This window comes from Nostoc sp., assembly GCF_036918015.1.
In the GTDB taxonomy this organism is placed as follows: Bacteria; Cyanobacteriota; Cyanobacteriia; order Cyanobacteriales; family Nostocaceae; genus Nostoc.
In genome coordinates, this window is sequence record NZ_JBALEO010000094.1 from 57,437 (window position 1) to 82,271 (window position 24,835).

Annotated in this window: 23 protein-coding genes; 10 read left to right on the plus strand and 13 right to left on the minus strand. The window is 41.7% G+C overall.

Annotated elements, in window-relative coordinates; genetic code table 11:
* Positions 1–153 precede the first annotated feature (153 nt).
* Positions 154–948 carry an MOSC domain-containing protein gene (locus tag V7K61_RS29790; protein ID WP_335059174.1) on the minus strand — a complete coding sequence of 265 codons (795 nt, stop codon included), beginning with the start codon at positions 946–948 and terminating at the stop codon, positions 154–156.
* Positions 949–1,114: 166 nt separating this feature from the next.
* Positions 1,115–1,756, minus strand: a complete 642-nt coding sequence (lepB, locus tag V7K61_RS29795) for a signal peptidase I (RefSeq protein ID WP_335059176.1) — start codon at positions 1,754–1,756, stop codon at positions 1,115–1,117.
* A 326-nt stretch (positions 1,757–2,082) separates the two neighbouring features.
* Between lepB and V7K61_RS29800 the strand changes: the two genes are divergently transcribed.
* The 3 genes from V7K61_RS29800 to V7K61_RS29810 all read left to right on the plus strand — a co-directional run bounded on the left by V7K61_RS29800 (position 2,083) and on the right by V7K61_RS29810 (position 5,968).
* Positions 2,083–3,402: a dihydroorotase gene (locus V7K61_RS29800; RefSeq protein ID WP_335059178.1), complete on the plus strand. Its 1,320-nt coding sequence runs from the start codon at positions 2,083–2,085 to the stop codon at positions 3,400–3,402.
* Positions 3,403–3,778: 376 nt separating this feature from the next.
* A complete protein-coding gene (locus V7K61_RS29805) occupies positions 3,779–4,954 on the plus strand; it encodes a patatin-like phospholipase family protein (protein WP_335059181.1) in 1,176 nt (391 codons plus the stop codon).
* 453 nt (positions 4,955–5,407) lie between these two features.
* Entirely contained in the window at positions 5,408–5,968 is a 561-nt protein-coding gene (locus V7K61_RS29810; RefSeq protein ID WP_334937025.1) for a nitrate transporter, read from the plus strand.
* 265 nt (positions 5,969–6,233) lie between these two features.
* Here the strand turns inward: V7K61_RS29810 and V7K61_RS29815 are convergent, their stop codons facing one another.
* Together V7K61_RS29815 and V7K61_RS29820 are read right to left on the minus strand one after the other, a co-directional pair.
* Positions 6,234–7,640, minus strand: a complete 1,407-nt coding sequence (locus V7K61_RS29815; protein WP_335059183.1) for a collagen-like protein — start codon at positions 7,638–7,640, stop codon at positions 6,234–6,236.
* Between the two features lie 170 nt (positions 7,641–7,810).
* A complete protein-coding gene (locus V7K61_RS29820; RefSeq protein WP_335059185.1) occupies positions 7,811–8,698 on the minus strand; it encodes a pirin family protein in 888 nt (295 codons plus the stop codon).
* A gap of 170 nt (positions 8,699–8,868) precedes the next feature.
* On the opposite strand from V7K61_RS29820, the gene V7K61_RS29825 reads away from it, so the two are divergent.
* Both V7K61_RS29825 and V7K61_RS29830 read left to right on the plus strand, forming a co-directional pair.
* On the plus strand, positions 8,869–9,330 hold the full coding sequence (locus V7K61_RS29825) for a rhodanese-like domain-containing protein (protein WP_335059187.1): 462 nt from the start codon (positions 8,869–8,871) through the stop codon (positions 9,328–9,330).
* Positions 9,331–9,568: 238 nt separating this feature from the next.
* Positions 9,569–10,324, plus strand: a complete 756-nt coding sequence (locus V7K61_RS29830; protein ID WP_335059189.1) for a TIGR04283 family arsenosugar biosynthesis glycosyltransferase — start codon at positions 9,569–9,571, stop codon at positions 10,322–10,324.
* Between the two features lie 129 nt (positions 10,325–10,453).
* Here V7K61_RS29830 and V7K61_RS29835 read toward each other — a convergent pair whose 3' ends face one another.
* Positions 10,454–11,158: a DUF547 domain-containing protein gene (locus V7K61_RS29835; protein ID WP_335059191.1), complete on the minus strand. Its 705-nt coding sequence runs from the start codon at positions 11,156–11,158 to the stop codon at positions 10,454–10,456.
* Positions 11,159–11,324: 166 nt separating this feature from the next.
* Here V7K61_RS29835 and V7K61_RS29840 point away from each other — a divergent pair, with 166 nt between their 5' ends.
* Together V7K61_RS29840 and V7K61_RS29845 are read left to right on the plus strand one after the other, a co-directional pair.
* Complete coding sequence (locus V7K61_RS29840) at positions 11,325–11,714, plus strand: hypothetical protein (protein ID WP_335059193.1); 390 nt, start codon at positions 11,325–11,327, stop codon at positions 11,712–11,714.
* A gap of 235 nt (positions 11,715–11,949) precedes the next feature.
* The gene (locus V7K61_RS29845; RefSeq protein WP_335059195.1) at positions 11,950–13,059 is read left to right on the plus strand and encodes a DNA-methyltransferase; all 1,110 of its coding nucleotides are present in this window, start codon (positions 11,950–11,952) and stop codon (positions 13,057–13,059) included.
* 11 nt (positions 13,060–13,070) lie between these two features.
* Here V7K61_RS29845 and V7K61_RS29850 read toward each other — a convergent pair whose 3' ends face one another.
* Entirely contained in the window at positions 13,071–13,760 is a 690-nt protein-coding gene (locus V7K61_RS29850) for a BglII/BstYI family type II restriction endonuclease (RefSeq protein ID WP_335059269.1), read from the minus strand.
* On the minus strand, positions 13,742–13,990 hold the full coding sequence (locus tag V7K61_RS29855; protein ID WP_099103407.1) for a helix-turn-helix domain-containing protein: 249 nt from the start codon (positions 13,988–13,990) through the stop codon (positions 13,742–13,744). The genes V7K61_RS29850 and V7K61_RS29855 overlap by 19 nt, the downstream gene beginning before the upstream one ends.
* Before the next feature lie 288 nt (positions 13,991–14,278).
* Here V7K61_RS29855 and cobJ point away from each other — a divergent pair, with 288 nt between their 5' ends.
* Positions 14,279–16,003, plus strand: coding sequence for a precorrin-3B C(17)-methyltransferase (gene cobJ, locus V7K61_RS29860; protein ID WP_442936384.1), 1,725 nt, complete (start codon positions 14,279–14,281; stop codon positions 16,001–16,003).
* A gap of 308 nt (positions 16,004–16,311) precedes the next feature.
* Here cobJ and V7K61_RS29865 read toward each other — a convergent pair whose 3' ends face one another.
* On the minus strand, positions 16,312–16,674 hold the full coding sequence (locus tag V7K61_RS29865) for a ribosomal maturation YjgA family protein (protein ID WP_335059199.1): 363 nt from the start codon (positions 16,672–16,674) through the stop codon (positions 16,312–16,314).
* 563 nt (positions 16,675–17,237) lie between these two features.
* Here V7K61_RS29865 and V7K61_RS29870 point away from each other — a divergent pair.
* A complete protein-coding gene (locus tag V7K61_RS29870) occupies positions 17,238–17,594 on the plus strand; it encodes a hypothetical protein (protein ID WP_335059201.1) in 357 nt (118 codons plus the stop codon).
* Between the two features lie 97 nt (positions 17,595–17,691).
* On the opposite strand, the gene V7K61_RS29875 is transcribed toward V7K61_RS29870, so the two are convergent.
* Positions 17,692–18,039 (minus strand): cupin domain-containing protein, encoded by a 348-nt coding sequence (locus V7K61_RS29875; protein ID WP_335059203.1) that lies wholly within the window; start codon positions 18,037–18,039, stop codon positions 17,692–17,694.
* Positions 18,036–20,930 (minus strand): glycerol-3-phosphate acyltransferase, encoded by a 2,895-nt coding sequence (locus V7K61_RS29880; protein ID WP_335059205.1) that lies wholly within the window; start codon positions 20,928–20,930, stop codon positions 18,036–18,038. The genes V7K61_RS29875 and V7K61_RS29880 overlap by 4 nt, the downstream gene beginning before the upstream one ends.
* Before the next feature lie 762 nt (positions 20,931–21,692).
* Here V7K61_RS29880 and V7K61_RS29885 point away from each other — a divergent pair.
* Complete coding sequence (locus tag V7K61_RS29885) at positions 21,693–22,658, plus strand: SGNH/GDSL hydrolase family protein (RefSeq protein WP_335059207.1); 966 nt, start codon at positions 21,693–21,695, stop codon at positions 22,656–22,658.
* 10 nt (positions 22,659–22,668) lie between these two features.
* Here V7K61_RS29885 and V7K61_RS29890 read toward each other — a convergent pair whose 3' ends face one another.
* From V7K61_RS29890 to V7K61_RS29900, 3 genes are all read right to left on the minus strand, one after another.
* Positions 22,669–23,562, minus strand: coding sequence for a lysophospholipid acyltransferase family protein (locus V7K61_RS29890; RefSeq protein WP_335059209.1), 894 nt, complete (start codon positions 23,560–23,562; stop codon positions 22,669–22,671).
* Positions 23,563–23,629: 67 nt separating this feature from the next.
* Positions 23,630–24,253 (minus strand): class I SAM-dependent methyltransferase, encoded by a 624-nt coding sequence (locus V7K61_RS29895; RefSeq protein WP_335059211.1) that lies wholly within the window; start codon positions 24,251–24,253, stop codon positions 23,630–23,632.
* Positions 24,254–24,305: 52 nt separating this feature from the next.
* Positions 24,306–24,650, minus strand: a complete 345-nt coding sequence (locus tag V7K61_RS29900; protein ID WP_335059213.1) for an anthrone oxygenase family protein — start codon at positions 24,648–24,650, stop codon at positions 24,306–24,308.
* Between the last annotated feature and the right edge of the window lie 185 nt (positions 24,651–24,835).

A 24,835-nucleotide genomic window follows, 5' to 3' on the forward strand; every position in this document is an offset into this window, starting at 1 on the left:
GCTGATGTGTATGATTTTCTGGTCTGGAAACCCCTGGACTTGTACAAGAACTTATATTTAACTACAGCAATTTTAGAATTGTTATGCAAATACACAGCATAAACAAAAAAAATCCAAGAAAATTTACTTTGTATTTTTTATTTTTACAAAATGCTAACTTTGTTGTAAATTTATGTCAACTTCATCACCGATTTGTAAAATTTTTCCGGCTGATGATGGCGGTAGTTGAGTATTTATACTCAATCGATAAAAGTGATTAAAAGGCGATGAAGCAACCCCATTTGGCAAAGTTGCTTGTCGCTGGGTTGTAAAGATTTTTTGAAAGTTTGGGTAAGCTTCCCCTAAATAAGAATTGCGTGTTGGGACTATACAACGCTGACATGGGTTAACCCCAAAAAAGTCTACATCTCCCACTCGAAAAGAGACTAAATCACCTTGTTCGCTAAATAGCCGATCTTCCCAAAATGCTGGTACACCACCAATTTCGATGTTGGCACGCATCCGACGGCGCATTTCATCTACACTTAAACCAGGAAACCAAGAAGCTACCTCTGCCAATGTGGCCGTACTAATTACCGTTGGGCCAAGTGAGTGTGTATCGTCAGGAAAACCCATCAAAGAGTTTTGTCCCAATTTGACAGCAAACTCAAAATAATCACTCAAAGTTGCTTCTAATGCTTGCCGTTCCTCATCCAGATGAAAAATTTGTTGTAAGCTGCGATCGGGGATTTGCAACGAGACAGTTCTATTTAAAAGTGCAAATTGTGCCCTTATTAAATGGATTTTGGCATGACGCTTGCCATTGACAAATCTACCTTGTTCGTCAAAAATAGCAAACTCGCGGTCATACTGTAGTGCGCCACTGGCAAGAACTCTAGCGTTCTCAACTTCAACACCATCCAGTGATTTAACTGGATACAGTAAAATCTTAGCTAGGTACGGCGTCATAGCAATATTTGGATTTGAGATTTGGCGAAAAGTCGCAGTATCTCGCAAAGAGCGAACTGAACTTTTCAAGACAGATTTTGGATTTTAGATTGGTGATTTAGTAGTCCCCAATCTAAAATCTAAAATTCTTTTGTTAATAAGCTATTTGAGCAATATTGTTTGTTAATTATGGATATACTGGCGATTTATCGATGCCGCCAACATGATTTAAAGGCCAGAAGCGAACTACAGCACGTCCAATAATATTCTGGCGGGGGACAAGACCCCAGCAGCGACCATCGTAACTACTGTTACGATTATCACCCAATACTAAATATGAATCGGCTGGTATAGTCTGGGGTTTGGCCAAAAAAGGTGGCTGTGGCCCTGATTGGCAAACATCAATAACTGTGGTCTGCCCAGAACTGAGGTAATTGGCTTCTGGTAGAGGTTTGTCGTTGATATAGACTTTGCCATCCTTAAGTTGTATTTTTTCTCCAGGTAAGGCAATTATACGTTTAATAAAAGCATCTTGATATTGTTCTTTTTGCAGCTCTTTCGTCGGTGAAAATACTACTATGTCTCCCCGCTGCGGGTCAGCAAATTTATACTTCAACTTATCGACAATAATTTTGTCTGCCTCCCATTGGTTCGGCGTACCATGCAGAGTTGGTTCCATTGAGCCAGAAGGAATCCAGCGTGCTTCAGCAACAAATGTACGAATTCCCAGAGCTAGAACAATGCTCAATACAATTGTTCTACCTAGCTCTGCGATCCAAGAATTATCGGGTTGTTGACTAGAATTGTTATCAGACACTTGATTATGCATGAAATTACTTAACTTAACGAAAGATGTAGGTAATTAACTCGCCTAGTGAGACTTTATCTGTTAATCTTAACGGGAAAATTTTAATTTCCTAGTTATGTTTGCATCTTGACTACCAATTTTAGATTGTGGATTGGGAAGGAGGCAGGGGGCAGGAGGCAGGAGGTCGGAGATTTGGTAGAGGACTTAAACTCCTGCTGCCTCTGTTGTTAAAAATAAACTTTTTTTTAAGGCGCGGCAAAAATTGGTTACTCCGATCGCGAATAAGTTTAACCTAAAAGCATGGTTCTCTGTAATACATAACTCGCTGTCTAAACTTGGTTATCCCTATGTCATCTCCAAAAATGTTACTGATTCGCCGCGCTCGCATAATCTTACCCAATGGTGAACTGATGGTTGGGGATGTGTTGACGCGCGATCGCCAAATAGTCGAAGTTGCGCCAGAAATCTCCCAAACAGCACTAGTCACTGAAATTGACGCAGAAGGTTTAACTTTGTTGCCAGGAGTTATCGATCCGCAGGTGCATTTCCGGGAACCTGGATTAGAACACAAGGAAGATTTATTCACCGCCAGTTGTGCTTGTGCTAAAGGGGGAGTCACTTCTTTTTTAGAAATGCCCAATACGCGCCCCCTAACTACGACACAAGAGGCTTTAGACGACAAGCTAGAACGGGCCTCACACAAATCCTTAGTTAATTATGGCTTTTTTATTGGGGCAACAGCAGAGAATTTACCAGATTTGCTTTTAGCAAAGCCAACACCGGGAATTAAGATTTTCATGGGGTCGATGCATGGTCAGTTGTTGATTGATGGTGAAACAGCATTGGAGGCGATATTTGCTAAAGGCGATCGCTTAATTGCCGTTCATGCCGAAGACCAAGCTAGAATCAACCAACGCCGCCAAGAATTTGCCAACATTCACGATCCAGCCGTTCACTCGCAAATTCAAGATAATCAAGCGGCGTTGCTGGCAACCCAACTAGCATTAAAACTTTCTCAAAAATATCAACGCCGCTTGCATATTCTCCATATGTCAACTGCCGAAGAAGCAGATTTGCTGCGTCAGGAGAAACCGAGTTGGGTGACAGCAGAGGTGACACCACAGCATTTGTTATTAAATACTAGTGCTTATGAAACAATTGGCACATTAGCACAGATGAATCCACCTTTGCGATCGCCCCACGATAACGAAGTTCTCTGGCAAGCTTTGCGCGATGGCGTAATTGATTTCATCGCTACAGATCACGCGCCGCACACCTTAGAAGAAAAAGCTCAAGAATATCCCAATAGCCCATCAGGAATGCCTGGGGTGGAAACTTCCCTCGCTTTGATGTTAACTGCGGCAATGGAGGGCAAGTGTACTGTTGCTCAAGTTGTAAACTGGATGTCTAAAGCTGTAGCTGTGGCTTATGGTATTCCGAATAAGGGAGCGATCGCACCTGGTTACGATGCTGATTTGGTACTTGTAGATTTAAATACATACCGCCCAGTCCGGCGCGAGGAACTTTTAACCAAATGCCATTGGAGTCCTTTTGAAGGCTGGAACTTGACTGGTTGGGCTAAAACCACTATTGTCGGCGGTGAAATAGTTTATGACAAAGGCCAGGTAAATACGCAAGTGCGGGGTCAAGCTTTAACTTTCTTGTAGCAAATCTTGTAGCAAATATTTATTCAACCTTACTAAAACCCTAAATTTACAGCAACTACAACTACTGCATTTTTGCGATCAAATTACCTATTTAGATCGCTAAAGATGTGATAAATCATCACAAAGACGCGATAAATCGCCGTCTCTACAAAACATTGACTATTGTAGAGACGGCGATTCATCGCGTCTCTACTACGCATACCCCCTGCAAGCTATACGTAGTGTCTCGTAGAGAAGGCACTTCGTTAAAAAAAACTTAGGTATTCTTCCAGTCGGATAAGTCGGATAAGTCGGATAAGAGTAAACAAGCTAATGGAATCGTATTGTGATTCATCTCATGATGCTTGTCCACAAAAAATAATCACAGAGAATTGCTATGTCCTTCAAAATTTTGGCTTTAGACGGTGGCGGTATTCGTGGAATTGTTGCAGCACGAATACTTCAACAAGTAGAACAAGAAATTAGAAATCAGGGAAAAGGAGAGTTTTTACACGAATATTTTGACATGGTTGCTGGTACTTCTACTGGTTCAATATTAGCAGGAGGAATTGCTCTCGGAAATGAGAGTGATGAACTCATTAAAATGTATAAAAATAGAGGTAAAGATATATTCCCTCTGGAGATAAAAGAGCGCTATAAAAACTTTCCATCCATCATCAAATCAATTATTGAGGTATTTTCTCCATCTAAATATTCTCATGATGGAATTACTAGCGTACTCAAAGATGCCTATAAATCCACAAGAATCAAGGATATCGAAAAACCTATTCTTTTGATTCTTGCTTACGATACGCTATATCGCAACACTACCTTTTTTACAAATTGTCATCCTGATTTAGGAGACAGATGGTACGATGACTGTTATTTATGGGAAATATGTACCGCTTCTGCCTCAGCGCCTACTTTTTTTCCACCATATAAATTAGAACCTGTAGATAAACAAAAATTTGGTGACTGGGAATTCCCACACATTGATGGAGGAGTTTCTGCTAATAACCCTGCTCTTGCAGCTTTGAGTTTAGCGATGAGGATTAGTCAGTCTTCAGTATCTCCAGAAATCAAGCAACAATATAAACTAGATAATTTGCGATTGGAAGATATTTCTATTCTTTCTATTGGCACAGGTCAAACTGGTCAACCATATCAATATAAGCAAATCAGCAAATGGAGAGGCTTAGACTGGATCAAAAATCTTACTAACATCTTCATGGAACCTACATCTGAGATTGATAGTACTATTTGCCGACAAATCATGGGTGGATATGAGTCTAAACGTTACTTACGTCTTCAGTTTGACTTAAATGAGACATTTAAACCCAAACCAAAAGAGACTTATAAAGATCCTCGTATTGTATTACCTCCAGAAGAGCGGAAAAATAAATTTACAGGGGAAAAAGTCACTGAACAAATAGATGATACTAATTCCGAGATTCTTCAGCAGTTAATAGATACTACCTCTGCATTCATTGAGCAAGGTCTTACGTACTATACCAGAGACGATTCCGGTTATCCGATAAAAAAGGCGATCGCGTCTTTTATTAGAGATAACTAGCGATTTGTGCCATTATTTACAACTGTCTACAATTGGTTGGGGTTTGAATACCCATCCAATTGATTTCTACGCCTTGCTCAAGGCTTTTTTTGGCTCGTTCCATCAGCTTAGGTAATCAAGGAGCGATGCCTACGGCGGTAAACTACGCACGTAAACTTTAGCAATAACGCCTTATTTGATAAATTCTAGAAATTGTATTTAATTTACTAATTAAAATTTGCTTTTCTGATAAAGTTTAGTCAAGTCAAGCTTTACCTCTTCTTTGTACTACTACTATCACATCGTAATAATACCTAAGTTTTTTAATTAGTAATTAACGAGGAGAAGATATAAAAAATCTTTTAGCAACAAAATAGAATGTGTAATCTAATACATTTTTCTCAGCCCTGTTTTGTATTGTTGCCGCAGTATTTCCCGAATGTTTTCCATGAGAACTGAGGCAGAGAAAATAATATGTTTTTAGACATTTTAGCTAGCCTGCAACGGTTATTTGTTGGTTATATTCCAGCCGCTGTATTGGGTAGTTTTATCGGATATTTCATCGGGATAAATAGCATGGTTTATCAGCTATTTCGGCTGATATTTCAGATACCTCATAGTATCCCTCCTATCGCTTTGCTACCTATTGCTCTAATCGCGTTTCAAGAGAGCGACTCGGCTGCTATTGTAGTAGTTTTTCTGGGAACTCTCTGGACGATGATTATTAATACAGCAATAGGGATGCGGCATTTCAAGAGACAGAATAATAACTTTCGAGTAGCTATTTTTCATATATTTCATGCCTTGAAAGTTAGCATTTGGGTAGCCTGGTTTATCGTTATTGCCACAGAAATGTTAACAGGCCCAAGAGGACTTGGCTTTACCCTCTGGGATGCTTATAAAGCTGGCAATACCGATTACATAATCCAGGAAATATTATACATCGGTATCATTGGTTTTTTGCTGGATCAGTTACTAGATTTTGCAGCCTATATTCTCTCGCAAATGGTTTCAGATGGGAAAAAATCTTCTTAAGAATTCAGGAGTCAGGAGTCAGGAGTCAGAATGAATTGTGTACGACACTTCTCTACGAGACGCTCCGCGTAGCTTGCTTCCACGTTCGCGGAGCGTGCCGTAGGCAAGTGGTACGATAGGCGGTAGTTGAGCGCAGTCGAAACTCAGTGCATCGCTGGCGGGTAGCGCAGCGTAAAGCCTTCTCTTCTCCCAAAAGGAGATCGCGCAGCGTCTTGTAGAAAGCCTCTTGATTCTGAATTCTGAATTCTGAATTCTGCATTCTTCTTTATCTAGGCTTGCGGATTGCACCCTGCCAGCTAATAGTTTGCTTGGCAGAACGTATTCCTAAAGAACGAGTTGCTACGACTTCAATATCAACGTTGACACCAGGGCGTAAAGCTTCGTCAGGAATTTTTAGCTTGCCCAAAGCTAGAGTAAAACGATTGTAGTCACGAGTCACAAGTTCTGTGGGAATATCCCCTTCAAATTCAGTTTTGTAGCCAGAAAAACCGTGCAAGCTATCTTGAGCGCGGAATTTTACGCGAAACTGAGTATTAATGGCATCAGACTTGGCTGCCAAATCAACTATTTTTAAGTTGAGGTTTTGTCCGGCATCGGCAAACTCTGCCACAGCTAACCGGGTGACATCTTTTTTGGGAATGGCATGGTTAACGGTAAATGTTGTCAAGTTAGCCTCACTTTTGCTGTTACCTTCAACCCATAATTCCTCAGAAAAAGTAATTTCTACTTGTTTGTTATCAGTTAAATTTAGTGTTACGGCTTGATTGCCAAAGCTGGTAATGGGTTGTCTTTCTTGCCAAACTATTTGAAAAGCCTCTTCTAGACGCTGTTCAAACTCTCGATAATCATCGGCGATCGCAGAACCAGGCGCAAGTAGAGAAGCTGCGCCTATGCGTTGATTCCACTTATTCTTCGAGAGATGGAACTGTTTGTTTATCAGTTCCGACATTGCTAGCTGCACAGTTGGAGTATCAGCTGCCAAAGGTTCCTTGCTATTGACAATACTCAAAGTTCCTAAGCGCCCTTGGCTACCATCGCTACCATCGCTGCCATCTCGCCCATCGCTACCATCGCTACATCGATAAACCTTTTCAGTACACTTATAATCAGGGCTACCAGGAGTTCCCTTACAGGTTTTTACTTCCCATCTCCGTCTGTGACAGTTACAACCCTCCGTACCGTAGCCACCTCTACCACCGCGCCCGCCTTCCCCACCAGTTGCCCGAATAGAAATATTCCGTAAGTCTGCCAAATTGCTGTAATACACTGTGAGGGAACCACCATTTCCCCCATCTCCTCCTTTGCCACCATTACCACCGTTACCACCGTCTGGTGCATTTATGTCATGGCTGACGCGATCGCCGCGTTGGGAACCACAGTCAGGTTGATAACCATATTCACCATCTTCCCCGTCTTCACCATCTTTACCCGACAAGTCAAGATTTACAGGTGAACCATTGACAAAAATATTTTGGTTTTCACCGCTGCTACCATCTCTACCCGATCGCCCATCGGTTCCTGCGCGTCCATCTCTGCCATAATTTCTAGCTACTTTATAGTATTCGTCAGAGGCAACGGCTGGACATAAAACTGAACCAGAGGCAGGCAAAAAGCTAGTAAATAAGCAGAATGTCAGCAGTAGTGGCAGCTTACTCCTAAAACCATTGTGCATCAGTTACACCTAAAACTTTAGTTGAATTATCTACTCCTGACGCTGACTTTCAAGAATTTGCTCCCTCTTGTCCAGTGAGATTGTGTCCGGTTAAAGACCGATCAATTTGAAAAAAGAATGCAACTTTGTACATTCTAAAGGGAGGTAGTGAGTGTTGAAGTGTGACACACTTATGAAAAAGGATTAGCTTCTGTTATCACTTCTGGCAGTGGAATAAACTCTGTCTCATCTGGCACGCTAGCAAAACGATAGTCGCGCCAATCAGCTTTAGCTTCCTCTATTCGCTCTGGTCGGCTAGAGACAAAATTCCACCATTTGTAGCGTGTACCTAAAGGCTCACCGCCAATAACAATACATCGAGCAGCATCTATAGCAGAAACCTCAACCCGATCGCCTGGCTCTAGAATAGCGAGACGATATTGCTCTATCGGTTCATCATTAATCCTCAATCCCTCCGTGACACTGTATACTGCCCTTTGTGAATAATCTGTAGGGATAGTGAAGTGGGTGTTGGCAGGCAACACTGCATCTAAATAGAGGATAGGTGAGAGAACTTTTACAGGTGAGGTATAGCCAAATGCTTGCCCAGCAATAAGTTTGATGATAACGCCATTCTCTTCCCAGGTGGGAAGGATTTCAGCCGGATAGTGAATGAACGTTGGCTCGGTTTCTTCGTGTTCAACAGGCAGGGCGACCCAGGTTTGAATGCCATGAATAGTAGTTTCTTGGTGACGGTCAAAGTCAGGTGAGCGTTCTGAATGGACAATCCCTTTGCCTGCTGTCATCCAGTTGACTGCACCTGGTTGGATTTCCTGCACAGTACCCAAACTATCGCGATGCATCAAAGCACCATCAAATAAATAAGTTACCGTTGCCAGATTAATATGAGGATGTGGTCGGACATCGATGCCTTGATTGGGGGGCATGACGGACGGGCCAAGATGATCGAAAAAGATAAACGGCCCAACCGTTTGGCGATTAGGATATGGCAAACTGCGGCGGGCAGAAAAACCACCCAGATTTTTAACTTCGGGTTCAATCAGTTGAAGAATTGCCATAAATCATCGCAGGTGATTAGTAAATGCTTAATTATTATAAGTATATTTACTGGCAAATAAGCTAATCTTGATGAGTTATCTGTTTGTTTTGTAGAGTTGAGTTTTTTCCTATTAAATATTAAACACAGTCCCAGTCAGTATTGTTTCTCAACCAGAGAGTCTTTTAACAAGTGCGATCGCTCACCTTTAACTTTCTTAAACTTCTGATCGGATTTCAGTTTCCTACTGTTGAGGAAATTAATTGTGACCAATTAGCTCAATTACTATTAGATTCTGCAAAGCCCCGTCCATTATTACTAGATGCACGAAGTCAAACTGAGTATGCAGTAAGCCATATCGAAACAGCAGTACGCATAGATCCTCTCACAGAGGACTTAGCAGCAGTTGCAACAGCATCAAAAGATAGACCAATTGTTGTGTACTGTGCTGTTGGCTACCGGAGCGCAAAATTAGCCCAAAAACTGGATGAAGCCGGGATGAAGTGCATTTATAACTTGAGTGGTGGAATTTTTCAGTGGGCAAACCAAGGCAGGCCAATCTTTCAAAATGGGCATCCGACAAAGGTTGTACATCCTTACAATGCAATCTGGGGAAAACTGCTAAAAGCTACTTACCATGCTCAGGAGTGTTGACCTTTGGACTAAGTACAGTTATGCGTAAAAACGTAGCGTTTTTAATGCAAGCCGACGCATTAACAAGGCCGCCGCCGCATTAACAATGCAAGCCGATGCATTAACAAGGCGGCTAACGCATTAACAATGCAGGGTATTGCCTTTCATTAATTCGCTAGGAATTAATGAAATGCTGCACTAAGAGCTTGTCAACATTAAGCAAGTAGAATAAAAGCAACGATAAAACTACTTAAGCTGCATGTCTCAAGTTTCGATTGTCATTCCTACTTTAAACGAAGCAGTTAGCTTAGGGCGTACATTACGCCAATTGACTTTACTTAATCCGCCTGCTTTTGAAGTGATAGTAGTAGATGGTGGCAGCGATGATCAGACAGTGGCAGTGGCAAAACAATGCTTTGGGTCATTCAATCAGTCGCTATGCGTACAAGTTCTCTCATCTGAACAGCGTGGGCGTTCTATTCAGATGAATTATGGAGCATCGGTTGCAACTGGAGATATTCTTTGCTTTCTTCATGCAGATACTTGGGTGCCGGATGACCTAATCACTGTAATAGAGAAAACTCTAGCAGAGTCAACCATTGCCTGTGGGGGGTTCATTTCTCTGATGAGTGGATCTCAAACGACTCGCTGGGGCATCTCTCTACATAATTATTTAAAAACCTACTATGCACCACTGCTATTTAAACCTCACCTGTTTTTTCGAGGATTGCGCCTGTTGTTCGGAGATCAGGTAATGTTTTGTCGTCGCACTGACTTTTGGGATTGCGACGGATTTGACGAGGCATTGCCGATTATGGAAGATGGAGATTTATGCCTGAGATTGGTTAAAAAAGGACGTATTTATCTAGTGAACCGCATTGTTCACTCTTCAGATCGCCGTGTAGCAAAATGGGGTAGCTGGAAAGCAAACGCAATCTACCTTTATATCGGTTTTTTGTGGGGAATTGGCGTTGATGCAAATTATCTCAAACAATTTTATCAAGATATTCGCTGATATCATGTCCGCTTGATTGCTTATTAAACCCGAAGAACCCCACCCCGCCAAAGCTGCACTTTGTCTCCCCTCCCCGCTTGCGGGGAGGGGTTGGGGGTGGGGTGTAATGACTGTGGTTAGTATGACTAATTATGCGGACATGATATGATTCAGGCTCCAGTCATAGTAGAGATAGGAAATCGGTGTTGAGGCATTAATTGGCAAGTCTGTTTCTAGGTAGGAGCGGATATATTCTGGAATGGAGGATTTGACCTTAAGAAAATCTTGACGATACCATTTAAATATTTTGCTACAGTAGAGCGTTTTACTATCTGAGTCATAACGGACTTTTTCAGGATTGTTAATGAAGCGACGGGTATCTTCATCTAACTGCTGAGTAACTTGTTGAGGAAAATAAGCTCCAGCCCGCAGTAACGGACAACCAACCGAAGCGCAGACTATTGCAAAATGAATTCGTGGCTCCTGCAATTGATTCCGCAGAATCTGGTTTTCTATTTGGGCTAAACTGTAATGCTGGTCAAATATATAATAAGCACGACGTTGGAAGAACCACAAAAAAGCCAACCAGTTGGGAATGCCTAAGATTCGCGGACGAATTGACTCAAGCGGGTATCTCTCCAAAATTGCCGAAATGGTGAACGCATTGTAAAGGTTAATCCACAATGCCAATTGCTCAGAAGTATTGCTATTAGATGTAAAAGCCAGATTTTTTTGACTCGACAACCAATCAGCTAGCGCTTGAGGTTGCTCAGTTTTCCAAGCAATATAGTTTACACGACCTTGGCGATCGACATACTGACGCAACAACCTGTCCCAAGGTTCAAAATCAATCATTATTGCTGTGTTTATATGTTGGCCGTAGCTAAGGGAATTCTTTGCTTTCGCGATCGCAACGTAGAGTTGAATTTGTACAAGTATTTATTTAACGAATTATAACAATACTATCTTTGGCAACTTGAAATCAGCGATACACTGAGGAAAATTCCTTGAGGAAGCGTTGATGGCACGGTCAAACGGGGTTATAAGTGAAACGTCTGTAGAGGAATTGCCTACAGTTTCAGACAAAGATGCGATCGCAATTGAAAATCCGCCTGAGTTAGTGGAGGATGCCCAGGATATTGATGACATATTGAACTCACTAAAAACCTTACTGAGTTCTTTAGAAAAGCTCCAAAAAGTCCGGCAGGAAGTGGGCGATATCAAACCGTTGATTGGGCGGATGCTTGATGGAGAACTAGTTGCTGGTGAAGAACTTGAGCAACTCAAGACAGGTGTGAGCAGTCTTTCTCGCCTTGTTCGTGCTTATAATGACCATCAAGTAGCCTTGGCTAAAGCACAACCTGCTAGAAACTTGCTAGATCAAGTACTGAAAGAACGTAAAGCTAATTGAGTTGAGACTGGGGATTGGGGCAGAAATTCTTTGGATATTTAGTTGGAGTTCTAATTTCCAATTTAACAAGCGATCGCACTTTTTTGAGAGAATGCGATCGCTTCTCCATCGCCTTTAGGTATGTATTGTTAAAGTAAGTATGGTATTATATTCCGTCTACTATTTAAATTTGCTAATAACCTAAAATAGGTTATGATGACGAAAGCCTGGTATTACTTGCAAGGTAGGTATCGTAATGAAGACTAATAGAGAGAATCTACCCTTAGACCAGATTCTCTTGGAGGATAGCTTACAAATGCTGAGTAATCTGCCAGATGAATGTGTTGATTTAGTTGTATCCTCTCCACCTTACAATCTAGGCAAAGAATACGAATCAAGGCAAGCTCTTGAGATTTATTTGGCAGAACAAACAGCCATTCTGCTTGAATGTAGCCGGATTCTCAAAAATACAGGTTCGCTATTTTGGCAAGTTGGTGCTTTTTCTGACCGAGGAATGCTGATTCCTTTGGATATTCGCTTTTTTCCGATTTTAGAGTCATGCAGATTAGTTCCTCGCAACCGAATTATATGGGCTAGGCAACATGGTCTTCATGCTCAGAAAAAGTTTTCTTGTAGACATGAAACTATTCTTTGGTTTACTAAATCAGATAACTATAAATTTAATTTAGATGCTATTAGAGTTCCCCAAAAATATCAAAATAAGAAACATTATCGAGGGAATCGAAAGGGGGAACTTTCATGCAATCCAGAAGGTAAAAATCCTGGTGATATTTGGCTATTTCGGAATGTTAAACACAATCATGAAGAACAAACTATACATCCCTGCCAATTTCCAGAAGACTTGGTAGCTAGAATTATATTAGCTACAACTAACGAAAATGATATTGTTTTAGATCCATTTATGGGAGCTGGTACTACGGCAGTAGTTGCGAGAGATCATGAACGTCATTTTATCGGGTCAGAAATTGAACCGAAATATCATCAAGTTGCGTTGCGTCGTCTCAGTGGCAATCCAGATAAAAATGGTTGTTTTCCAAATTTAAAAACATTGCGTGATTATGTTGAAAAAACTGGTCAATCTATTGATAAATTTAAGTTTGATGTGCAAGTAGGAAATAAAGCTTCAGAACGCAGCAAAGCAAAAATTTATTCAGAAGAGTATCACTTGCAAGCAATGGAAGATAGATTAATCTATGAAGAATCTGCTTTTGCAGCTAATCTCAGAGGTGAAGAGATTCCAGTAGATGCAAAACTTAATGGTAATGGGAAAAAGACCTCTTTACAAAATCAAATAGTAAAACAAGTAGAAGAAGTAGAACAAATTGAATTGAGATTATGGACTTAATAGATTAATTTTTACAATAAGTTAATTAGACAACGACTACGGGCTGAACGTCCCGCAATAATTTGGCATTGGCGACTAACTCTAGTATTTACAGTTCTAGAATATCTTTTAGATAAATACTCAGTCCAGATAATAGGAACTATTGTATTTTGTTGTTCAAATAATCCAACTAGTCTGATTGGTACATCAAAAACTTGGTTTTTAGCCAAAGCTGTTAACTGATTAACAGCTTGCTCATAATAAAGAGTGCTATTGGAGGCAGGAAACATCAGAGCCTTTGTTACTATAATTACCAAATTAGTCGGGTATCCAACAAATTCAGTTTTAGCTTTGAAGAACAATTCTGAGCGCAAAGTGTTATTGAGTAGAAAGGGATAGTTAGAAAATTGAATTTCAATGATAATGCCAGTTTTAGCAAAATCAACATCTGTACCTAAAAATCTATAAGGTGCTGGAATAGGAATATTTGATTGCCAACCATCATGAATAAAAGCAGCTTTAATATATTCGTTCGTACCTACTGGATCGAATATTGCATTACCTTGAATTCCAGCTTGATCTGAAGCCTTGATGTGCAAAGGCATTCTCGTGAGAGTAGTACTAATCTCATGCCATTCGTTTTGGTATTGGGTATTAATTATTCTATCTGCTGCGTTAAAGTCAACATATTGAATAATAATTATTATGTCTCCTTTTGGTATTTCAACAGTTCTTTTATAAAAGCAAGCGGATCGATTTCAAGAACTTGGGCAACTTGTAAAAATTCAATCACGTCAAGACGACGTTCTCCACGTTCATACTTTGATACATAAGATTGTGGAAGCTCTAGCTTTGCTGACAACTCTGTTTGAGTGAGCTTTGCAGCTTTCCGCGCTTCTATAAGTAACTGGCGAAACCGATTGTAATCTTCGCTGAAAACTGATTTAGGCACTTTAGCTTGCCTTTTTTCTGGCGATGGTTTATTCGATCTCGATGAGAGTTATTACATATTGCTAAACTCATTTAAATTCTAAAACCTAATATAGGATAAACCCAAAATAGGTTTTTGACAGCTACTATGAAGATAGCACGCGTATAGGCGTTGGCGTATCCTTTCCAAGGAACCTCATTGTAGACATCGCACGATTAATTTCCCAAGGTCGTAAACGAGAAGTCGCTACATGTCTAAATCTGTGGTTTCATTTGAAGGATATCAAATTTTGCAAGATATCTATTTATGATGATGAATGTTGCACCTGCCATTGTAATACTGGGTCAAAATAGCGTGACAGTAGCACGCAAAATAATCAGCGTCTTACCAGGGGCAACACTATACGGTTTAGAAGGTCGCACATCAGAAGTTGATGTCAGCTTTACAAATTTTGGCGAGACGCTCCGCGAGTTATTTATGCAGGGAAGGCCGTTGATTGGCATTTGTGCCGCCGGCATTTTAATTAGGACGTTAGCTCCGGTAATTTCGGATAAACGACAGGAACCACCAGTGCTAGCTGTGGCTGAAGATGGTAGTGCTGTTGTCCCTCTTTTGGGCGGACTTGGTGGAGTAAACGATTTAGCGCGCCGCATTGCCGAAGCGCTGGATGTCAAAGCTGCAATTACGACCACAGGCGATTTACGTTTGGGCACAACGCTGTTGTCTCCTCCCCCTGGATACCATTTAGCCAACCCAGACGATGCGAAGAAATTTATCTCAGATGTGCTAGCTGGGGCGCAAGTTAACCTAGAAGGAATAGCGCCTTGGTTGAGCGATAGTAAATTACCGATAGATCCCAAGGGAGATTTGACCATCCAAGTTACGGAAGGCTTGGTTACTCCTAGAGCTAACTGTCTTGTCTACCATCCAGCAACGATCGCGATCGCAATTAGTGGCATGATTGATGATGCAGTCGTTTTAGTAGAACAGCTACTAGCTGATGCCAAACTAGAAAAAACATCAGTCGCCGGGATATTTGCACCCATCGCCGCCGCTGCCGATCCCGCAATTCACGCTGTAGCTAGCGCCTTAAAAGTGCCCACCCGCTTTTTTACCCCAAATCAGCTAGAAAGTCTACTTTCCCAAGGTTATAGCCCCGCCCAAGCCGCAGCGATCGCCGCCACAGGTACATCCCCCATTACTGCTTCATCTCCCCACATTGCGATCGCTATTGCCCCTCAAGTAATTGACCCCAACACCATCGGTCAGCCACGGGGACGGTTAGCGATTATTGGCACTGGCCCTGGTGGTTCGCTGTGGATGTCTCCAGAAGTTAAGGAGATACTCAAGTCGGCAACTGATCTGGTGGGTTATAAAACTTATTTAGATTTAGTTGGTTCTCTGGCTGATGGCAAGGAACGGCATGAGTCTGACAACCGCGAAGAAGAAGCACGAGCAAAGATGGCCCTAGATTTAGCTGCATCTGGGCGATATGTAGCTGTAGTTTCATCAGGCGACCCCGGTATCTATGCAATGGCAACAGCGGTTTTTGAGGTGTGCGATCGCTATGCTAAACCCGAATGGGACAGTATCGACATTCATGTGGCCCCAGGTATCTCTGCAATGCAGGCAGCAGCAGCAGCCATTGGTGCGCCCCTTGGGCATGACTTCTGTGCTATTTCTCTTTCTGATATCTTGAAACCTTGGTCTGCGATCGCCCAACGAATTGCTGCTGCTGCTGAGGCTGATTTTGTGATTGCTTTCTACAATCCTGTTTCCAAAGAGCGTACCTGGCAACTGGCAGAAGCGAGAAATATTTTGCTGCGACATCGAACACCAGATACACCAGTAGTATTGGCCCGGAATCTCGGTCGGCCAGGACAAACGGTAAAAGCGATCGCACTTGAGCAGTTAACGCCAGCAAGCGCTGATATGCGGACAATTATTCTTGTTGGTTCCACAAAAACCCGAACTATCAAGCGCCGCGATGGTAATATCTGGGTTTATACGCCGCGTCGCTATACTCAACAATAAATAGGCGCGATCGGCGCTGTCAGCGAAGAGGCTAAAACCATAACATACCCTACTTAAGATTTACTTGTAAATAGTTTCTAGTAGTCTGTAAAGTTTAAAAATTGATGGGTAAGCAAGTTCGTAGTAAGGATTTTAGTCCTTAATTTTCTAAGCACTAAAGTGCTTACTACAAACTTTTTATTACTAGCTTAGATATTTACGCAAAATCATGAAAAAACGAACCGCAAAGGACGCAAAGGACACAAAGAAATAAGAGTTTCAGAGAGTTTTTGCGTAAGTCCTATGTACTATTAACAACTTTCAAGTAATCATGTTCTATTTTCAAACCATAGGACTGTTATAATACCTGTTGCATAAGCAATAATATCTTTCCAATCAAATACACTTCCCAAGGCAACAGCCAGAATCTTGTATTTTTGCCATCCTAAGTTATTTACGAAATTATAATATTGAAGAATCTCGATAGTACAAGAAAAAGCAAAAACTGATAAAGCGACTATGGATGAATGTATATTCCAAAAAGCTTTGATAAAGCAATAAATTAGTATAACTACTAAAACGTCACCGATAAAAGGACGAATGAAACTATCATTTACAAAAACTGCAATACATATTTCTATTAAAAATAATAGAAGTGTGAGGTAAAAATATCTTTTGTTGAAGATAAACATGGCAATCAATAGCGCTCAAAAAACACCTGCTTTGACTATAAACTTCTTCAACTTTTTATAGCCTCTGTTGAAAATTCTATTATTACTGAGTAGGTTTCCAAATGACAATGGGAAATAAAACTCTTTGTATACCGATAAATTTCTCTGTTTTGTCTTCCCTGTAAGAGCTTCTGCTTTCACGTTTCGGTGTTTCGCGCACTCTGTAGCAACTTCCGTCTTCCCTGTAAGAGCTTCTGCCTTCACGTTTCGGTGTTTCGCGCACTCTGTAGCAACATCTGCTTTGACGTTTCGGTGTTTCGCGCAGCCTGTAGCAACATCTGCCTTCACGTTTCGGTGTTTCGCGCAGCCTGTAGCAACATCTGCTTTGACGTTATCAGAAACAGACTTGCGTTATATGACAATACGGCTCGGTTAAGGCTTTTTGATGAAAATTTTAGATCCCAAAGACGCGATAAATCGCATCTCTACATCTGGATTTTGGGCTATTCCTGATACACATTTACTTGCACTGTAAGATTTAATCGGATAATCTGAGCAATCGAGACTGTTTTTCAAGAAAACCAATGAACAAATTCATACTGAGTTTGCTTTCTTCTCCTGTGCTGATTAGCTCTCTTCTCTCTATGGGAGTAATGCTAAATCACGCACAAGCTATGGAGCCAGAATCAGGAGCCAAAACCACAGACCGTTTATCTTGTATACGCAATAAACATAAAGTGGGTTTAGTATGTGCCAGAGCTTCCGTATTGGCTCAAATTCCTAACTATCAACGTGAAATAGAGTTTTCTCAAGAAGATGCTCCCATGCTGGAGTTCAATGATGAAGAAAGCAATGTGGCAATCGACTTATTTGGCTGTGATTGTCCTGCTTGTATAAATTCTTTACGTCAGATGCGCGGGGCGATACCCTTGATATATTAGGATTTTGCAAATTTATCTTTGTTTATAAGCAACACCCGCAAACTTTTATAAGGGCATAAAATTGTTATGCCCTCACTGTGTGTTTTATTCAAAAGAATTAGGCTAATTTTTCCACTCGCAAACCAAAGTATGACAAAACAAGTTCAGTTGAGCCATTATTGACAACTTCGTGTACTTCTCCCGGTTCGATGGCTACGCAGTTTCCCGGAAGCAAGGGGTATTCTGTACCATCAATGTGAATTACTCCTGAACCGGCTTCCACAAAAAATACTTCGCACATATCTTGATGCGCGTGTGCTGGTGCGGTTTGTCCAGGAGCAAAACGTGCTTGAGAAAAGTTAGTCAGGTGAGGTAAATCGCCGAAGCGTAACATCACCTTTTTCTTGATTTCGGCATTGTGAGAAACCGACTCTTCTGGCAAGTCTTTCAGGGAAGTAGTAATCATTCGGGTCTTAAATCATTAGATAATTCCACAATACCCCTAGACCCATCAATCCTGACTCGTTGACCATCTTGCAAGATCCATGTAGCACCGCGAACATCCATCACGGCGGGAATTCCATACTCACGAGCAACGATCGCACCGTGAGAAAGTCTTCCTCCAGCTTCGGCAATTAATCCTCCAGCCCTTAATAACAATGGTGCCCAGCCAGAATCTGTGTAAGGCACTACCAAAATCGTATCTCGGTCGATGTCTGGAATGTCTTGTAAATTTCGCAACACTTTCACCCTACCTTCGGCTTGCCCATGACTGGCTCCAATACCTTGTAAAATTTGGTCAGAGTAAAGTTCAGAGGGAGCTAAGGGGTGAGGAGGTGTATGTCCGTAGACTAAAAGAGGTATTTGAATAATCTCGCTATCTTGGACAAATTGCGATCGCCTAAATTCTACTAACTTATCTAACTGCTCTATGAAGCTGGAGTCTTCATCCACAATTAGACGCCGCACTTCATCAAAGTTGAGAAAAAAGATATCGCCTGTTTTCTTGAGTAAACCAGACTCTAACCAAATTTTCTCTAAAGCCACAAAACTCCAACGCAATTCAGCTAAAAGCCGGGAATAAACTTCGGTGACTCGTCCTTTGATATCTACACGGCGTTGTACAAAAGAGCGTTTGCGCTTGCCAGCAAAGATACTATTAATTGCGTCTTTAGCACCTGCTTGTGGTTCATTCCCCTGCATTAACTGCACAAACATTTGCTTAATCATCTGGGGATTTTCCCGCCAAGTGGGAACGGAGATATCGGTTCCTACTTCACTTAAATAGCCGTAATCTTGCAGCAACTCGTTAAATGCTTGGAGGATTTTCTCTCCTTCGGGGGTTTGCTTTAATTGCTCAAATACTTGCTGTGGCTCAAACTCAACCAATACCTGCTTGGCATCTGTTGCGATCGCACTGAGCGATCGCAATGCCGCTACCTCTGGGGTGACGCTATGATCGATTTGCTTATCCTTTACCCGAAAAATCGCCTGTCTCAGGGCAGCACTCAAGGGAGCTAAAATGCTGTAATACGTTCCATGACGCAGCAACTCCAGAATAAAATCAATTCTTGCCAACAACTTGGCTGGTTCCAAGCTATCTATATCTTCCTGCGCCAACTGCGACAACCCAGGAATGAACCGGTTGTGATAATCTTCCTTGAAGTCCTTTTCTAAACTTAATTCCCGCTTCAGCAACTTTCCTAGTCCTGGCAAATTTTCCCAAGTTGACTGCAAGGAAGGTTTACTTAATTTAGCTCCTCTAGTTAAAAATTCCAGGCTTTCCGGCGGCAGTCCCATGCGGAGAAAAATATCTCCTAAGAGGGACGCATTAAAGTAAGCTCTTGAATAATGCAGAGTTGCTGTTTTGGCGAAATCTAACCCTAAAGCGCGATCGCCTAAAACTAAGGTAAAAAATTCTCCCCAAACTCCACAAGTTAAGGGACGATTAATTGACCATGTTAAGGGGTGAATTACTCCGGGAATCACTTCAGCAGCGATTTTACGTGTCCACATGGGCAACAGAGTAGTGATCGGGCGAGATTGCAGCACCCAAAGCGTTTGCCCATCGTAACTCCACTCGATATCTTGAGGAGTGCCATGATAACGTTTTTCGAGTCGATAGGCTAAGTATGCAACTTGCTTAATTAATGATTGTGGTACTCGTCCTTGACCCTCTAATTGTACAGAGTAAGAATTTTCTGTTTCAACGACAAAAGCGCGATATTGTTCTGGTGTGACTTTTCCCGAAACGACTTGCGTCGGGCTGCCTGGAAGGGCTTCAATGATGATCGCATCGCCTTGCTGGGTAATGGGATCGCGACTGAAAGCGACGCCAGAATATACACTCTGGACTTGTTGCTGAATCAAAACAGCCATTGCTGTATCATTTAAGCCGCGATCGCGCCGATATTGGACAGCAGATGGATGATTGTAGGAAGCTTGAACTTGAGCGATCGCTTCTTGTAATGCCTCTGAACTAGTAACATTTACAACTGTTTCATACTGTCCAGCAGCAGAAGCGTGTTCTGAGTCTTCTCCAATAGCGGAGGAACGCACCACCAAGGGGGATAATTCTGATGGCTGGAGAAATTCTGTTAACCCTTCTGGATCGTCGATGGGTGCTAGTACCCATCCCTTCGGCACTGGATAGCCCCAGCGCTTAATTTGAGATAATGTTGCCGCCTTTTCTCCGACTATGGCAGCATTCAACTCTTCATCTAAAGAAACCATTGTGCGCTCGCCGCGTAAAAACTCCAACATCGCTTGTGATTCTGTTTGTGCCTCTTGGGCTGGCAGTTTCATATCATCAGGAATTTTGGTGTAAATCCAGCCCATTAAACCAGCTAAGGCCACAGCAGCAAGTATTCTGGGAATATCGCTAAAGTGCAGAAGTGCCACAAACAAAGGAAAAAGTAGCAAAACCCCAAATTTGACTAACTTTCTTGATTGCAGAATTGTAAAACTAATACCTGCAAAGAAAGATACAAATATCGCTACCAGTGGATCGTGTACGACAAATCCCCAGACAACATTTGTCGTACCTGCTCCTCTGCCTATCCAGTATCTACCGATTACCAAAGCGATTAGGGCAAGCAATTCCCAAGACGATCCATCTGGGAAGAAAATGCGGGTGAGTAAGACTGCCGCAACTCCTTTAAAAGCTTCTGACAAGACTGCCAGAATTCCGACAATTTTACCGCCATGATAAAAGGCAGCTGATACACTAATATTTCCTGTACCAACTTGTGATAACTGCTTCCGTTTGAGGGCGTAAGTTATCCATGCAATCAGGGGTAATCCGCCCAAAAGGGGGCAGACAATTAAAATAACTAAGATACCCCAAGGTTCAAACATTCTGGATTTTGGATTTTAGATTTAAATTTTCCATCTAAAACCTTAAATCTAAAATCTAAAGTTTTTCTGAAATTTTTGATGGTTATTAGGGGGTTTTTTCAAAGAGAATTCAGGAGTCAGGAGTCAGGAGTCAGAATGATGTCTAGGGGATGAACACAGGGGTTTAAAAATAATCCAAATTATAGATTTTAGAAGTCTACAATCGGCTAGTGGTTTGAATCCCCCAAGGAAAAGCATTCTGAATTCTGGATTCTGGATTCTGGATTCTTCTTCAATTACTAGTTGCTAAATGGACACTTGGCTAAGACGGAAACCGTTTAAGACAAGTGTCCTTCTAGACTACTAATGGTTTTAGTTTAGCGCATAGGCAGCTTGCAGCGCCCAGATTACGAGAGCAGCGATCGATCCCAGAAGCAACACGGTAGAGATAGTGACTACTTTTGGGGAATCTGCTCCCTTAAATTTCATAATTCCGCGATTTAAGTCGGACACAGCTTTGTAATCCTCTGTTGTTGGAGCATGAAATATTTGTCCGTTTTGATTGTAGTCCTTCTCTTTGCGGATAACGTTAAATTCACTTTAAAAATTTAGGACTGGGCGCAAGGGGGACAAGGAGGACAAGGAGGACAAGGAAATAAACAAAACTCCTAACTCCTAACTCCTAACTCCTAACTCAGCACTCAGCACTCAGCACTCAGCACTCCTAACGCCCAATCCCCTACTATCATTGAAAAGCAACTCAGTATAAGAGGGTGTGAGTAGGTGAAAATAGCACTGAGCGTAATTTTGGCGGTGGTTGTGGGATTGTTTGTGGTAATCGAGATTGGACTGCGATCGCTGTTTGGTTTTGGTAATCCCCTGATTTATATTGGCGATGAGCAGATTGGTTATTTGTTGGCTCCTAACCAACGTACCCGTCGTTTTGGGAATCGCATTGAAATTAATGAATATTCTATGCGAGGTAGTCCGATCAAAAAGTTACCAGCACCTACTGGGCTGCGAATTCTCCTCTTAGGTGATTCTATTGCTAATGGTGGCTGGTGGACTGATCAGACTAATACAATATCTAGTTTGATGATGCGTTCTCTAGCATCATCCACTAATAGTAATTATCAGGAAGTAGAAGTGCTAAATGCTTCAGCTAACTCTTGGGGGCCAAGGAATGAATTAGCTTATTTAGAGAAGTTTGGCAATTTTAACGCGCAAGCAGTGGTGTTATTAATTAATACCGATGATTTGTTTGCAACTCCTCCTACTTCTTTACCAGTAGGACGCGATCGCAATTATCCCGATCGTAAACCTCCTCTGGCATTAGTGGAAGTGTGGCAGCGTTACATCGTCAAGCAAAAGCCAATACCTGAACTGCAAGCCGTCCAAAATGAATCAGGCGATCGCGTGGGGATTAATCTGGAGGCGATCGCTAAAATTCAAGCCTTGACTCGCCAATCGAACAGCAAATTTCTGCTGGTGATGACTCCATTACTACGAGAAATTGGTGAACCAGGCCCCCGCGATTACGAAATTAAAGCACGTCAGCGCTTGAGCGATTTTACCAAAGCAGAGCAAATTAACTATATTGACTTTTTACCGAATTTCAATTCAACTACCAACCCGCAAGGTTTGTTTCACGATCACATCCACCTCAACTTGCAAGGAAATAAATTTGTCAGTGAAGTTATGGAGCGATCGCTTTTAGAAATACTGGGAGATTCCTCACTTCGTCAATAATATTTGTGTTTTAGTTAGATTTCTGAGTATCTCTAACCAAATTATTTAACTCTTCCTGCATTTGACTTTGAACTATTTCATAACAAGTATTCACATAGTTACGATCTCTAGCTGCATCTTGACCATATCTTTCAAAATTAATTGGATGACAGACACGAGTGTGAATCTGCACAGGTAGAGGAATATTTGGCAGAGGGCCAATAGACAAGCCCCAAGGCAAACCTAAGTAAATGGGGAAAACTCCAGGGTCAATTTGATATAACCACGGCAATCCCCACTGATGTAATTGTTTGACGAAATCATAGCAATCACATAAGACTATCAAGCTATCATGAGCGCCTACCGAGATTACAGGAATAATCGGAACTTCTTGTTTTAAAGCCAGCTTGATAAAGCCCTGATGACCGGCAAAATGAATTTTATGGCGTTGGCTATGAGGACGAAACATATCATATTGTCCTCCAGGATATACCAGAACGCTAGCACCCCGATCAAAAGCCGCGCTAGCCATTTTGGGATGTGCAACAATTGCTCCGAATTTCTGGGCTAATCCTGCTATTTCTGGACTCACTTTCCAAGCGGAAGGGTGCATTAAACCATACACCAAACGCTCGGTTCCAAATCTAGAAAACCAATCGTACATCATCATTATTAAATCTGGAGAAGCCATTCCACCATTATGAGATCCAACCAGTAGTACTTTCCCTGTTGTTGGGATGTGATGCCATCCATCAGTTTTTACTTGAAAGTAATAACGGTAAAACCATTCCCATACAGGCATCAGTAATTCAATAAACTGAGTATCTCGTTGTGTTAATGACTGATGAATCTTTTTTGAGAATTCTGATGTTAAGCAATTGTCAGCGCTGACAGAAATATTCTCTACCTGTTTTGGAAATTCCATAATTAGTCGCCCATCTTCCATCACTCTTGCCTGCAACTGCTCTAAATTTTAATGCCCCAAAAAATTTTCACTTTCTCAACAAGATTGATACTAGTCTTGGTGGTTTATTTTTATCCTGTTCATGCCACCACTCATTGAAGTCTTCAAGTAGGAAGCTATGAACTTTCGCTGTGTTAAAAAAGTCTGATAAATGATGGACAAATGCCGGAATTTCAATAGACTCTTGCTGTCTTTCAAAATTAGCTTTTGTTCCTTGATATTGCTTGAATGGATGAAGCTCACAGATAAAAAAGTATCCTCCTTTGACTAATACACGAGATGCTTCTGAAAATATCAAGCTGAGGTCTTCGATGTGTTCTAAAACAAGATTACAAGTGACTAAATCGGCAGACTCATTATGACAAGTCCATTGCTTAGTAATATCTTCTGTAAGAAATACCACATTCGCAGCCCTCACTTTCTCTTTCGCCTTTTCGATCATCTGTGCTGAAAAATCGATCGCACAAACTTTCAGAGCAATTTGTGAAAGTAAAAGTGTATTTTTACCAGTGCCACAACCAATTTCCACGACTGATTTACACCTCAAACCCATCAAGGTTTCTCTGGTGACGATTCGATCGAGATCGCGCGTCAGATTTTCGTCAGCATCGTATGTGGCTGACCAATTATCGTATGCTGCTTGAATACTCATATAGCTTCATTTTGCCAAGCAAAGGGTATCATACGTATTTATAATTCCTATTTCACGTGCGATCGCACAGTCCGAGTATAAGTGCTGCCGCCAGTGCCGCTATTGTCCGAACGTGGTTCCAGAACGTCCAGTTGGTAAGGTATTTAGCCCATAGGTTCGCGCCTTCAGTGCTGTCTGGTTTAGCGATCGCTAACGCATCATTCAGGGGCACATTGAAGGCGATCGTCACTAGAACAGTGCCAATAAGATACAGGAGGCTACCGATAAGCAAATAGGCAGCGCCAGGTTGATGCCACTTTAACACCGAGGAAACCGCTAGAAAGATGCAAGCCGTAGCCGTTCCAAAGAGTGCCAACATGAACAACGGATTGATCGCGGTGATATTGATAGATTGCATAGCGATAATGCCCTCCTTTGCCTGGAGTCGTGCAAGGGCGTTCATCACGAAAGTTGAGAAGGCAAAGAAGACGCCAGCCACTAATCCGCAGCCTAGTGCTGTGAAAAGCGTCAAAGGGAAGCGCAAATTGTCAAAAATTACCATAAAGCCTCCTGTTAATTACTGCCCAATGCCTTGTTCGCAGA

Bases quoted from the DNA above. Each gene is read 5' to 3' on its own strand.
- V7K61_RS29880 (WP_335059205.1), bottom strand. From the start codon at position 20,930: ATGTTTGAACCTTGGGGTATCTTAGTTATTTTAATTGTCTGCCCCCTT.
- V7K61_RS29815 (WP_335059183.1), bottom strand. From the start codon at position 7,640: ATGCACAATGGTTTTAGGAGTAAGCTGCCACTACTGCTGACATTCTGC.
- V7K61_RS29870 (WP_335059201.1), top strand. From the start codon at position 17,238: ATGAACAAATTCATACTGAGTTTGCTTTCTTCTCCTGTGCTGATTAGC.
- V7K61_RS29900 (WP_335059213.1), bottom strand. From the start codon at position 24,650: ATGCAATCTATCAATATCACCGCGATCAATCCGTTGTTCATGTTGGCA.
- V7K61_RS29845 (WP_335059195.1), top strand. From the start codon at position 11,950: ATGAAGACTAATAGAGAGAATCTACCCTTAGACCAGATTCTCTTGGAG.
- V7K61_RS29800 (WP_335059178.1), top strand. From the start codon at position 2,083: ATGTCATCTCCAAAAATGTTACTGATTCGCCGCGCTCGCATAATCTTA.
- V7K61_RS29830 (WP_335059189.1), top strand. From the start codon at position 9,569: ATGTCTCAAGTTTCGATTGTCATTCCTACTTTAAACGAAGCAGTTAGC.
- lepB (WP_335059176.1), bottom strand. From the start codon at position 1,756: ATGCATAATCAAGTGTCTGATAACAATTCTAGTCAACAACCCGATAAT.
- V7K61_RS29865 (WP_335059199.1), bottom strand. From the start codon at position 16,674: ATGTTTATCTTCAACAAAAGATATTTTTACCTCACACTTCTATTATTT.
- V7K61_RS29840 (WP_335059193.1), top strand. From the start codon at position 11,325: ATGGCACGGTCAAACGGGGTTATAAGTGAAACGTCTGTAGAGGAATTG.
- V7K61_RS29810 (WP_334937025.1), top strand. From the start codon at position 5,408: ATGTTTTTAGACATTTTAGCTAGCCTGCAACGGTTATTTGTTGGTTAT.
- V7K61_RS29820 (WP_335059185.1), bottom strand. From the start codon at position 8,698: ATGGCAATTCTTCAACTGATTGAACCCGAAGTTAAAAATCTGGGTGGT.
- V7K61_RS29875 (WP_335059203.1), bottom strand. From the start codon at position 18,039: ATGATTACTACTTCCCTGAAAGACTTGCCAGAAGAGTCGGTTTCTCAC.
- cobJ (WP_442936384.1), top strand. From the start codon at position 14,279: ATGATGAATGTTGCACCTGCCATTGTAATACTGGGTCAAAATAGCGTG.
- V7K61_RS29805 (WP_335059181.1), top strand. From the start codon at position 3,779: ATGTCCTTCAAAATTTTGGCTTTAGACGGTGGCGGTATTCGTGGAATT.
- V7K61_RS29790 (WP_335059174.1), bottom strand. From the start codon at position 948: ATGACGCCGTACCTAGCTAAGATTTTACTGTATCCAGTTAAATCACTG.
- V7K61_RS29895 (WP_335059211.1), bottom strand. From the start codon at position 24,253: ATGAGTATTCAAGCAGCATACGATAATTGGTCAGCCACATACGATGCT.
- V7K61_RS29835 (WP_335059191.1), bottom strand. From the start codon at position 11,158: ATGATTGATTTTGAACCTTGGGACAGGTTGTTGCGTCAGTATGTCGAT.
- V7K61_RS29890 (WP_335059209.1), bottom strand. From the start codon at position 23,562: ATGGAATTTCCAAAACAGGTAGAGAATATTTCTGTCAGCGCTGACAAT.